The sequence below is a fragment of the Hoyosella altamirensis genome (assembly GCF_014191505.1).
Taxonomy (GTDB): Bacteria; Actinomycetota; Actinomycetes; order Mycobacteriales; family Mycobacteriaceae; genus Hoyosella; species Hoyosella altamirensis.
Map to the genome: position 1 here is coordinate 942368 of NZ_JACHWS010000003.1, position 11901 is coordinate 954268.

Below are 11901 nucleotides of genomic sequence, written 5' to 3' on the forward strand. Positions count from 1 at the left end.
CACACCCCACAACCCGGCCGGAAACACCCCACCCGCCGGGCACACACCCACACCCAAAAAACGAGCGGGCCCGACTATTGGGGAGCAAGCAGGCTTTTATGCAAACTTGGGTAAGCACCTCTCGCGATGGCGACACACCCACGGGTCTCGTCGTAGGTTGAACAGTGGAGGCAGCATCATGACGGCGGACGCTATTACGCGAGCTCAGGCACTCGCCTACCGCGCTCATATCCATGACCTCAACGCCCGCGGGACCGGACGCGCGGCCCTGCGAACAGGCCTGCAGGATTATCCGCCCGGACGCAGCGCGGGTCTCGCATTCGAACTGCGCGCTGGCAGAGCACCCGGTTCGGATATAGTCCTCGTTCATTCTGTACGCGGAGCACTCCATCTCCACGACATGGCCGATTTTCAGCTCTACGCATCCGCGCTGCGCACGACTGAAGCTCGCGATCTTGCAAGGCAGTCCATCGGGCCCTTCGCATCCGAACTGAGCGAGGCTGGCATTGGCTTTCCAGCTGCCCTGGACGAGGTCGCGTCCGCGATGCGGAACGTCATCGCCGACGTCTCGCGTCCAACGAAAGGTGAGCTCAGCAGCAGGGTCAGCCCACTGGTTAACGGCCACCTCACGCCGTGGTGCTCAGGCTGTGGTGCGGCACACGTGCATGACCATTTGTTTCGCATGGCTACCCTGCAAGCCGGTTTGGTTGTCGAACTCGCCCCAGAATTGCCGAGCCAGTTCCGTTACGCCGCCGCGAAGGAGTTCGACCGAATCGAGCCACAAGTCGCGCGCTCTGAACTGGTGCGACGCTTCCTCACTACCGCGGGTCCTGCTCACCCTAAGCACCTAGCGACGTGGCTGGCGATGGCACCCGCGGCGGCGCGGAAATGGTGGGACTTAGTTGTGCACGAGCTCGAGCCCGTCCATGTGGACGGCAAGGCAAGGTGGGCTCTCGCCGGCCAGTCTGATGCTGCTCGAGAAGCGCCAGCACCGCGAGGTGTGCGCCTGCTGCCTCCGTACGATCCTTTTCTCGAGCTGGCGGATCGTGATCTGCTGGTTCCGGATCCTGCTCAGCGGCGACAGGTGTGGCGGGCAGCCGCCAATCCCGGCGTGGTGCTCGTGGACGGGGCTATTGCGGGAACCTGGAGGCAGCGGCATCAGCGCAAACGGCTGACCGTGCGTGTGTCTGCGTTTGGCAGGCTTCCCGAGCGATGGCTCGAGCTCGCTGAACCTGACGCGGCAGTAATCGGACGTTTCTTCGCTGCTTCTGGTGTCGATATTGAGTTGACGACTGCTCGCTCTTAACGCCTTCGGGCACTCGCGACTGCCAGCGGCAGCGTGAGTATAGACAGCGCAGCCGCGGCGAGCATCGCCACAGAGAAGGTCGCCTGCGCCGCGATCACACCAATAAGCAGCGCCCCGATACCAGTTCCAGCATCGAAGCCGATATTCCACACCGCACTCGCCATCCCATACCTTTTGCGACCAGCAGCAGCGAATGTGTCAAGGAGGGTGAGGTTCTGCAGTGCCCCGTAGGAGATTCCGACAATCGCCATCCCAGCAATCAGCCCTGCCGACTGCAGTGCACCACTCCCCTGCACTGCCCAGGCAATGAGCGACAGTCCCGCGGCTGTGAGCCCTATCAGCGGCGTAACAAACGGCCGTGTGCCGTAACGGTCTGCGAACGCTCCGATAAGCCAGCGGCTCAAGGCGGAGATGACTGTGAACATGAGCAGGCTGGTGAAAACGAGCGTCGGGTTCGGCGTCATTTGCGGCGTGAATGTCAACAGGGCGCCACCGGCCGCAGTCACTGCAAGGAGGATCAGCATGGGACCGAACATCTGGATCGGGATCCGCACCCGGCGGCGTGTCCCGTGCACTGGCCTGTCGTCGGCCTCGCGACTGGTGGAGGTCACATGAGGCGCGACAGGGCCCGCCAGGAACCACCCAATCAATGGGCATGCGCCGGCCACGAAAACGAGGGTGAAGCCGATGTTGTCGGCAACCCAGGGCGCCGCCGGGATCAGGATGGCTTGTGGCGCGGCGATTGCGAGGCCATAGGCGCCGATAGCTTTGCCACGACGTGCTGGGTGAACGAGTTCAGCAACTGCGATGGCACCGCAGACAGTGAGCACTCCGAACCCGAAACCGCGCGGCACCGCAAGCGCGAGCGCACCCGCGAAACTCAGCGGGAGCAGGTGCAGCAGGGAAGGAACACCGAGAAAAATCATGCCGAGTTTCCACGTGATGTTCCAGCCGATGCGGCGGAGCGCGAAAGGAACTAATACCTGTGTCAGCACAGTGCACAGCATGAGGAGTGCATTGACGGCACCGGCTCCTGCCGAGTTCCCGCCCATCGTGACCACCCACAGCGGCACGGTCGGAAAGAGCAGTGCGTGACCGCTGAAGCCGAATGCGGTCATCACGAGCAGAGCAGGCATACCTGGCGCGGTCCACACCGGGCCCGCGGAAACTGCCCGCCATGCGCCGGACTGGCCCTGCTCTGCGTTGCGATCCGCCTCACCCATTGACGTGAAATCGTACGCCAGGAGGCCCGCGCTAGGTGCGCAGCACCAGCCCGCTGGTGGGAACTCCAGTTCCTGCCGTCACCAGCACATGCTCCACTGAGTCCACCTGGTTGACGGCAGTCCCCCGCAGCTGCCGGACAGCCTCGGCGATCCCGTTCATTCCATGAATGTAGGCCTCGCCGAGTTGCCCGCCGTGCGGGTTGAGCGGCAACGACCCGTGTAGTTCAAGAGTGTCACCACTGATGAAATCCCGTGCTTCCCCACGGCCACAGAATCCGAGCTCTTCCAATTGCATGAGAACATACGGCGTGAAGTGGTCGTACAGGACGGCAACATCGACGTCCCCCGGGCTGATTGCGGATTGCTCCCACAGTTGCCGCGCCACCACGCCCATTTCGGGCAGACCGCTGATGGCGTCACGGTAGTAACTGGTCATGATGTACTGATCGGGACCGCTGCCCTGCGCCGCCGCGGCGACGCGCACGGGCACTCTCGGCAGATCACGGGCGCGCTCAGCGGCGGTCACAACGAGCGCGACCCCACCATCGGATTCTTGACAGCAGTCCAGCAGGTGCAGCGGTTCCGCGACCCACCGCGACTCCTGATGCTCCTCCAAAGTGATCGGCTTGCCGTAGAACCAGGCGTTCGGATTGGACGCTGCGTGCTTCCGGTCGACGACGGCGATCTTTCCGAAGTCCTCACTGGTGGCACCGTACTCGTGCATGTACCGGCGTGCTCCCATCGCGACGGTGGCGGCCGGCGTCGCGATCCCCATTGGGTAGTGAAAGCTGTTGTCCACTCCCGATGTGTTCACCTGACCTGCGGCAACGGAGGACACCTGGCCGAAGCGGAAGCCCGAGCGCTCGTTGAATGCCCGGTAGACGACGACGACTTTGGCGACGCCGGTCGCGACGGCCATCGCAGCCTGTTGCACTGTTGCTGCGGCGGCGCCGCCGCCGTAGTGGATTCGGCTGAAGAACGTCAGCTCGGGGATACCGAGTTCGCGAGCGACCGCGATCTCGGCGTTGCTGTCCATCGTGAACGTCACGAGTCCATCCACATCAGTGGGCGCCAGACCTGCATCGTCGAGGGCGGACCGGATGCACTCAACGGCGAGCCGCAATTCGCTGCGACCGGAGTCCTTCGAGAACTCTGTCGCACCGATTCCCACGATCGCGGCCTTGTTCGCAATCGTCATTGACCAACTCCTTGCGGCACGGCGATCTGGACCGTCCCCGTGATGTGATCGCCAAGGCTGTTTCTGGCTCTGACCTCGATCACAAAGCGCGACTCCCGGTCGACTACGGTCTCATCGGCCACTCGTCCACTGAACGTCAGCGTGTCATTCGCATAGCACGGAACACCCAGCCGGATATTGATAGAACGAACCAGTGCCTCAGGGCCAGCCCAGTCCGTGACATACCTTTGTACGAGGCCGTTGTCGGTGAGGATGTTCAGGAAGATGTCTTTGGTGCCGCGCGCGATTGCAGCGTCACGGTCGTGATGCACGTCTTCGAAGTCACGCGTCGCGATCGCGGTGCTGATGATGAACGTAGGTGTCGCGTCGACAACTAGTTCGGGCAGCTCCATTCCGATGGAGATCTGCGCTGCCGTCAGGGTTTTCATGCCACCTCCCACGCTGGCAGAGTCACGTCGTCGTCGATGCGCAGGAACACCGCTTGGACACTCACGCCGATTTTGACGTCTTCCGGAGCGACGTTGATGAGCTCACCGAGGACACGCACTCCCTCGTCGAGTTCGACGAGGGCCACCACGAACGGGGTCTTTTTCCCGGGCACTTTCGGATGGTGGTGGACGACAAAGCTGTAGACCGTTCCAGTGCCACGGGCCACGATGTAGTCCGGGGTGGCCTCGAGGTCGCCGTTCGGTGCGACCGCGCCGGGCGGGTGCCGCAGTTCGTCGCCCCATCGTTGTATACGCAGCTCGCCTTTTTTCGTGCCTTCCCAGAAGAACGCGGTGTCACGCGAGATCACCGGTCTGAGTACGCTGGCCGCGTGCTCGGGCGCATCGATGATCCGCGCTGAACTCTTGGGGCGGAACTTCAGGACACGAAACACCATCTCCGCCACTGGCTCGTCTCCGACTGACCATGTGGTCACAGTGGTGACGAACCAGCCTGGACCGAGCGCTGTCTCCTTGGGGCCATTGATGTCTCGCAGTTTCGTTGATGCCGTGACACGCTCACCCGGATGCAGGTAACGGTGATAGGTCTGCTCCGTGTTCGTACCAACGACGGAGGTGAAACCTTCCTTGTCGAGAGCGGCGAGCATCGCCCCGAGTGGATCGTCGGCGTTGCGTTTCCCGTGCAGGCCCCGCATCGTCCACACTTGCGCCATCGCTGGCGGTGCAACGACCCCGCCGTGGATCGACGCCGCGGCGAAATCGGGGTCGGTGTAAACCGGATTGTTGTCGCCGATGGCTTCGACCCAGTTGTTGATCATTGCCTGGTTGACGGGGTCACGGGCAGCAACGGGTTTAGAACTGCCTTGCGCCGCAATCCTTTTTGCTGTTTCCCGAATGTCGGTCATCGAATCACCCGGGGCAGACCAAGTCCCATCGTGGCGATCAGTTCGCGCTGGATTTCGTTCACGCCACCTCCGAAGGTCAGCACAAGGTTTCGTTTCGCGGTGATGTCGAGCCACTCTGCGAGTTCCGCAGTCGCGGGGTCGTCGAAGTTGCCGTAGCGCGCGACGATTTCCTCAAGTGACGCACCGATCTTCTGAATCTGCTCGGAACCAAAGACTTTCGTTGCCGAAGCATCTGCGACGTCGACAGCCTGGGACGCATCGGCTGCTGCGACCTGCCAATTGAGAAGTTCGTTGATACGCAGGGCCGCCTTGGTTTTCGCGAGCGCGGCGCGAACATCCGAATGCTGAACAAGGTCATTGCGGTGCGCCCACTCGCGAACGCGGTCATACACGGCCCCGATGCGCCCGGCGGGACCAAGCATGATCCTCTCGTGATTCAGCTGGGTGGTGATGAGCTTCCAGCCCTTGTTTTCCTCGCCCACGAGCATGGATCTCGGCACCCGAACGTCGTTGTAGTACGTCGCGTTGACGTGATGCGCACCGTCGCACGTGATGATTGGCGTCCAGCTGAACCCTGGGTCGCTGGTGTCAACGATGAGGATCGAAATACCTTTGTGTTTGGGCGCTTTCGGGTCAGTCCGAACAGCCAGCCAGATGTAGTCGGCGTCGTGCGCGCCCGTGGTGAAGATCTTCTGGCCGTTAACGATGTAGTCGTCACCATCTAGTACTGCGGTGGTGCGCAGTGCGGCAAGGTCGGTGCCCGCTTCGGGTTCCGTGTATCCGATTGCGAAGTGCACTTCGCCCGCGAGGATCATCGGCAGGAAGCGTTGCTTTTGTTCCTCGGTTCCGTATGTCTGCAGCGTGGGACCCACAGTCTGCAGGGTGACGGAAGGCAATTGCACGTCGGCGCGGGTGGCTTCGTCAACGAAGATGTGCTGTTCGATGGCGCCGAATCCGTGGCCGCCGAACTCTCGTGGCCAGCCCACGCCTAGCCATCCGTCCTGCCCCATCCGGCGAACTATATTCCGGAACACCGGACCGTGGCGTTCCACACGCATCTCGGCGCGCTCATCAGCAGTCACCAGGTGCGTGAAGTAGTCGCGCAGGGTGGCTTGTAACTCGCGCTGACTCTCTGTGAGGTCGATGTGCATGGCTAGACCCCCAATCTTTCACGCTGCTGCTCGGCGCCGCCGAGCAGCCGGGCGACGTCTTTGAGGACGGAATAGTGCCGGTGCAGTGGGTATGACATGTCGACGCCAACGCCGCCGTGCAGGTGGTGACAGGTACGCAGCGCAGGCAGACCTTCGGCGATGAGCCAGTAGGCGGCGATCGTGAGATCGTCGTCGGCATCAAGCCCAGATGCAAGGCGCCAGGTTGCTGCTTTCAGCGCCAGATCCGCAGTGCGCGCCGCAATGTAGACATCGGCGATCTGCTGTGCGACAGCCTGAAATGTCGCGAGCGGCTTACCGAATTGCGTTCGCGTGCCGATGTGGTGGGTGGTGAGCTCCAGGGCCCCCGTTAGTGCGCCACAGCCGACAGCCACAGCACCGAGGGTCCCGGCGACGCGAAGCCATTCGACGGCGTCAGTCGACGCATCTGCACCGAGTACCTCGGCGGTCACGTTCACGAACCGCATGATGTACTCCGGGGCACCTGACGACGAGGGCACCCGGTGCAACGAAACTCCCGTGGCGTGCGGGTCCACGAGGAAAACACCGGACCGTTCACCGACTTGGGCTGGCACGAGAACACGCCGCGCCTGCTGCGCATACAAGACAGCAGCGGTGCGTCCATTCAAGAACCATTGGCCGCCGCGCGTCGCGTGCACGCTGAACGCTCCGGGCAATTCCGCGGTGAGAACGGCGTTGCCGGCCGCCACGTCAGGCAATATCTCCGCCTTCTGTTCGCGGGTCCCGAAAGCGCATAGCGGCAGTACCCCCATTGCGAGGGTCGGGAGAGCGGGAACGCGCGCGCCGGACTTGCCCACTGCGGAGAGGACGACACCGACTTCAGCGATGCCCAGACCATCACCTCCGAGGTCCGTCGGCATCGCGAGCGAGAGGAGCCCCGATTTGGCGAGCGATGCCCAGAGTGCATCGTCGAAATCTCCGGCTTCTGCAGGGGCAATGCCTTCCCCGTGAGCCTTCTGCAGCACTGCCTCGGTCAGCCCGAGGATGTCCCGCTGGATGTCATCGAGATGAAAGTCCACGTACCAGCTCCGTTTCACACCGGTTCGGCTACTGCAAAAGTGTAACACGTTCTAGTATTGTTTGAATCAACCTGTTGGAAAATGAGCAACCCCGAGGAGGGCACGTCGCATGAGCCAGTACAGGACGCCGCTCAGCGGCGCAGGGTGGCGCCTCATCGAGCGGCGGATCGCCGTAGCCCCCACAGTCGATATCCCTGCTCCAGAGCCAATCACCCTGCCTGGACGTGGGCAAACAGCGATCTTCGACATTGGTCCGCGCGACGCCGAGCCGATCATTCTCCTCCACGCACTCTCCTGCACAAGCCTATTGACGTGGTACCCATCGCTGCCGCAACTGTCACGCAAGTACAGGGTGATCGGCCTGGATCAGCGGTGGCACGGCGCGGGCATCAAGTCCAACACGTTCTCCCTTGAAGACTGCGCTGACGATGTTGCCGCACTCGGAACCGAACTCGGCTTCGAACACTTCACCGTGGCCGGGTACTCGATGGGCTCCATGGTCGGTCAACTCGTCGCAAAACGACACCCGGATCGCCTCACCGGCCTCGTCCTGTGCGCGACGACGAGAAACGTACGCCGAAGAGACCACATTGCATTCGACGCGTACATGAGGGTGACCGCTCGGATGCGTCCGCGTCCGCACCGGCGCGAACGGCCCCGCCTCAGCGACGGGGGCCACCGCTGGCTTTACAGCGAGTTCCGGCGAACCACTTTCTCGGCCAACATCGCGGCGATCAACGCGATCGCCAACTTCAATTCAGCCTCCTGGCTGCATGAATTGCGCACCCGCACGGCGGTGGTCGTGATGCGCCGCGACCGTGCAATACCGCCACGGGACCAGCGAGCCGTCGCGAGATCTATTCCTGGCGCCGCGCGGTTCGATGTTGACGCCGGACACGCGGGATGCGTCTTCTCGCCCGAACAGTTCGTCCCCGCGCTTACCGCTGCCTGCGATTGGGTACACAGCTAACGGTTATTGCTCCTCAGCACATCGTTTGAGTTCAGCGAGCGCCTCCGGTACGGCATCGGCCAGCGGCCACACGTCGGGCGCAAGATTCGCCGCCGCGATCACCCCGAAGTCGACCTTGCCCTCGCGTGAGATCACTGTGATGTTCAGTCCCGCGCCATGGAAAACTGGGCCGAACGGATACATGCCGGTGATTCGGGCCCCCAGGAGATACAGCGGCATTGGCGGACCAGGGACGTTCGACATAACCAGGTTGTGCACCACCGGATGCCGTTCGGCAAGGCGGAGCGACGAGTAGGCACGCACCGCAAGACCTAGCGTGCCGAACGACGCGAACTGCGCAACATCCTGGAGCAGGTCCGCGGGAACCATAGCGTGGTGCTCCTTCGCTTGCCGGTTCGCTTCTCCGAGAAAACGGAGCCGCTCGGCCGGATCCTCGATGTGCGTGGGCAAGGACGAAAAGATCGAGGAAACCTTGTTGGCGCCTTCATCCTGACGTTGCGACCGTCCCCGCACTGAGACGGGGATCGTGGCAAGCAGCGGGATGTCGGGAAGTTCGCCACGCTCGGCGAGGTACTTACGCAGCGCACCGGCACAAATCGCGAGGATCACATCGTTGACTGTCAGCCCGAAAGCAGTCCGTACTGCCTTGATGTCGTCGAGATCCACTGCGCAGTAGGAGACGCTGCGCCGCCCAGTGATCGTGGCGTTGAATGAGGTGCGTGGTGCGGTGAAGGGAATTCGCATCCCCTCGTTCCGCACCGCCTTCATCACGAACTTGGGGATCGGCCGCGCGGCCTCCGCTACTAGGCGCGCAACACTCACGGGCCTGCTTGCGATACCAAGCACCCCGTGCGCGAGGAGTTCCACCGGCCCCGGTGGTCCTGGATTCTCGCGCTGTTCCTTCGGCAGTTCGGGCAGCGGTGAATCCGGTTCCAGACCGGACAGGTAGGCCATCAGCGTCGCTCCGCTGACCCCGTCAATCCCTGCGTGATGCATCTTCCCGATCAGGAGGAGGCTCCCGTCGGCACTCCCTTCGACGACGTAAAACTCCCACAGCGGCCTCCGGCGTGACATCGGCTGACCCGCGACATGGGCGCAGAGTTCGGCGATTTCCTCACGACCGCCCGGCGCGGGCACAGCAATGCGATGAACGTGGTGCTCAATGTCGAATTCGTCGTCCTCAATCCACACCGGATGGTGCATGTTGAAGCGAGGGTTGTACAGCTTCCGGCGAAAAACCGGGATGTGCCGTGTGCGCTCCTCCAGGGTCGATTTCAGCTTCGCGAAGGTGTACCCGCCGGGGATTGTCTCCGGGTCAAGGGTCACCAGCGCACACACATGCAGTAGCTGTGAAGAAGTCTCGAAATACAAGAAGCTGGCGTCGAGCCCGGTGAGGCGCTGCATGGACGTACCTTCCGCGAGGTGGCGTGCTAGTCAATCTATCTGGGGAGGCCGAGAATTCGCTCGGCTGCGACGTTGCGGAGTATCTCCGTGGTGCCACCGGCGATGCTCAGACATCGGGTCAGCAAAAACTCGTGCTGGATGCTGCGCGCAATTTCGGATTCCGCGACCGCGCCCTGCACACCCAGCATCTCGAGTGCTGTCTCAGCGACGTCCTGCCGATGTGCCACTCCGATGAGTTTGCGCACGCTCGACTCCGCTCCAGGCCCTCTGCCGTCAAGCTGGCTGACGACCGCTCGCAGATCAAGCACGGCGCACGCGACACTGTCGACCACCAGCGCTCCCACGGCGGCATCACTGCTGGAATCCGCGAGTCCGAGGAGCCGCTCAAGACTCTCACCCAGCGTGGCGCTGCCGCTCATCGCGACTCGCTCGTTCGCGAGCGTTGTCCGCGCCAGCTTCCAGCCCGCTCCTTCTCCCCCAACGACGCATTCGTCGGGCACGAACACGTTGTCGAGGAAAACCTGGTTGAAGCGCTCTTCGCCGGTAATCTCTCGCAACGGACGAATCTCAATCCCGGCGCTCTCCATGTCGACCAGGAAATACGTAATGCCTTTGTGTTTGGCAGCGTCCGGATCTGTGCGGGCGAGACAGATTGCCCAGTCCGCTTCGTGCGCCAGAGACGTCCAGATCTTCGAGCCCGTCAGCCGCCAGCCACCGTCAGCCCGTACGGCCCGCGTCCGCAACGATGCCAGATCTGATCCTGCCTCAGGCTCGCTGAACAACTGGCACCACGTCACCTCACCGAGGAGGGTGGGCCAGAGGAATCTCTCGTGCTGTTGAGGGGTGCCGTGCTCCATGATCGTTGCCGCCGCCCACCCGCCGATCACCAGACTGGGGCGAGTTATTCCCGCAGCATCGAGTTCCCTTTCGATCACAATTTGCTGAACAGGCGTGGCACCCAACCCGAACGGTTTCGGCCAGTGCGGCGTGAAGTATCCAGCTTCGACCAAACGCCGACGCTGCTCCCCAGCTGGACTGGCCGCGATAGCCGCGATGTCGGTGCGGATCCCCACCGCATCGACCTCGACAGTGCTGAGATCAACGTCGATGCGCCGTCGCATGCCATCGCGCGCAAGCTTTGACACGCGCCGCAGCCAGAACGCACTGCCGCCGAGTAATTGCCGCAGCGCCACGGCACGCCGAAGATACAGGTGGGCGTCGTGTTCCCACGTGAAGCCGATGCCGCCGAGTACCTGGATACAGTCCTTCGCGGTGTCCACCGCAGCATCCAGGGCACCGGCCGCGGCAACTGCGGCGCTGAAGGTGAACTGGTCCCCGCTCTGGTCGGCGGCGCGCGACGCATCCCACGCTAGGGCTGTTGCCTTCTCTGTCCGGCACAGCGATGCCGCACAGAGATGCTTGATGGCCTGGAAGGAGCCGATCTTCGCGCCGAACTGTTCGCGCGTGCGCGCATACTCAGTTGCGGTCGCTAGGCACCACGCCGCTACACCGGCGGCCTCCGCTGCCGCGAACATCGCGGCGACATCGCGAACCCGCCCCGTCGTAAGTTCCGGAATGACGGCACCGGGGGCTAGGACGGCGCCATCGATGTCGACGTTTCCGACCACAGTCGACAAGTCGAGCACCTGCAGCTGAGTGACGTGCGCACCGGCCGTGCCCGGCGGAATGAGAACCCACACTTCCCCGTCAATGGTGTCTGCAGGTGCCAGTATGTAGGACTCCGATGTGGCGCCGGGAACGAACTCGAGCCTCCCGCTCAGCACGAGTTCCGTGCCCCCATTGCTGTCCGCGCGTAGAACCCCATGCGGGCCAATTGCTACTGCCGCGGTCGCGGTCCCCTCGACGAGTTCGGGCACCGTCTCCTTGGCAGCTGGGGCATCCGGAGCGCGGCCCAAGAGCGTCGCCGCGAGGAGCGTCGTTAAGACAGGTCCCGGTGCAAGCGCCGTCGCGGCAGCTTCGAGTCCCGCAGCGGCGTCGGTGATGGTCCCGCCGGCGCCACCGAGTTCCTCGGGGACGGCCACGCCGAACAGCCCGAGCGACGCGAGCGCGGACCATCCGGACTGGTAATCGCCGGCCCGGGCGGCCTCGATAGGCTGGGCTCGCGCCGCCCAGGTCCGCACCGCTTCCGTCAGCGCCCGCTGGGTGTCAGTCGTCGCAATTGGCACACGTCCTCCTTGTCATGGTTCCGCGCTGTTTTATAGTAGAACGTGTTCTATATA

At 63.1% G+C, this 11901-nt stretch carries 10 protein-coding genes; 2 read left to right on the forward strand and 8 right to left on the reverse strand.

Features of this window, described 5'->3' with window-relative positions; genetic code table 11:
- Positions 1-178: 178 nt before the first annotated feature.
- Complete coding sequence (locus FHU29_RS18475; RefSeq protein WP_064441815.1) at positions 179-1306, forward strand: DNA glycosylase AlkZ-like family protein; 1128 nt, start codon at positions 179-181, stop codon at positions 1304-1306.
- Here FHU29_RS18475 and FHU29_RS18480 read toward each other — a convergent pair.
- The 6 genes from FHU29_RS18480 to FHU29_RS18505 are packed head-to-tail and all read right to left on the reverse strand — an operon-like array spanning position 1303 to position 7287.
- On the reverse strand, positions 1303-2529 hold the full coding sequence (locus tag FHU29_RS18480; protein WP_157095318.1) for an MFS transporter: 1227 nt from the start codon (positions 2527-2529) through the stop codon (positions 1303-1305). The genes FHU29_RS18475 and FHU29_RS18480 overlap by 4 nt on opposite strands.
- Positions 2530-2560: 31 nt before the next feature.
- A complete protein-coding gene (locus FHU29_RS18485; RefSeq protein WP_064441817.1) occupies positions 2561-3727 on the reverse strand; it encodes a lipid-transfer protein in 1167 nt (388 codons plus the stop codon).
- The gene (locus FHU29_RS18490) at positions 3724-4155 is read right to left on the reverse strand and encodes a MaoC family dehydratase (RefSeq protein WP_269747861.1); all 432 of its coding nucleotides are present in this window, start codon (positions 4153-4155) and stop codon (positions 3724-3726) included. Before FHU29_RS18490 ends, FHU29_RS18485 begins: the two co-directional genes overlap by 4 nt.
- The gene (locus FHU29_RS18495) at positions 4152-5078 is read right to left on the reverse strand and encodes a bifunctional MaoC family dehydratase N-terminal/OB-fold nucleic acid binding domain-containing protein (RefSeq protein ID WP_064441819.1); all 927 of its coding nucleotides are present in this window, start codon (positions 5076-5078) and stop codon (positions 4152-4154) included. The genes FHU29_RS18490 and FHU29_RS18495 overlap by 4 nt, the downstream gene beginning before the upstream one ends.
- Positions 5075-6229, reverse strand: coding sequence for an acyl-CoA dehydrogenase family protein (locus FHU29_RS18500; RefSeq protein ID WP_064441821.1), 1155 nt, complete (start codon positions 6227-6229; stop codon positions 5075-5077). Before FHU29_RS18500 ends, FHU29_RS18495 begins: the two co-directional genes overlap by 4 nt.
- 2 nt (positions 6230-6231) lie before the next feature.
- Positions 6232-7287, reverse strand: coding sequence for an acyl-CoA dehydrogenase family protein (locus FHU29_RS18505; protein ID WP_064441823.1), 1056 nt, complete (start codon positions 7285-7287; stop codon positions 6232-6234).
- A 109-nt stretch (positions 7288-7396) separates the two neighbouring features.
- Between FHU29_RS18505 and FHU29_RS18510 the strand changes: the two genes are divergently transcribed.
- On the forward strand, positions 7397-8257 hold the full coding sequence (locus tag FHU29_RS18510; RefSeq protein ID WP_064441825.1) for an alpha/beta fold hydrolase: 861 nt from the start codon (positions 7397-7399) through the stop codon (positions 8255-8257).
- A 3-nt stretch (positions 8258-8260) separates the two neighbouring features.
- On the opposite strand, the gene FHU29_RS18515 is transcribed toward FHU29_RS18510, so the two are convergent.
- On the reverse strand, positions 8261-9661 hold the full coding sequence (locus tag FHU29_RS18515; protein ID WP_064441827.1) for a WS/DGAT/MGAT family O-acyltransferase: 1401 nt from the start codon (positions 9659-9661) through the stop codon (positions 8261-8263).
- 35 nt (positions 9662-9696) lie between these two features.
- Positions 9697-11847 carry an acyl-CoA dehydrogenase family protein gene (locus FHU29_RS18520; protein WP_064441828.1) on the reverse strand — a complete coding sequence of 717 codons (2151 nt, stop codon included), beginning with the start codon at positions 11845-11847 and terminating at the stop codon, positions 9697-9699.
- Between the last annotated feature and the right edge of the window lie 54 nt (positions 11848-11901).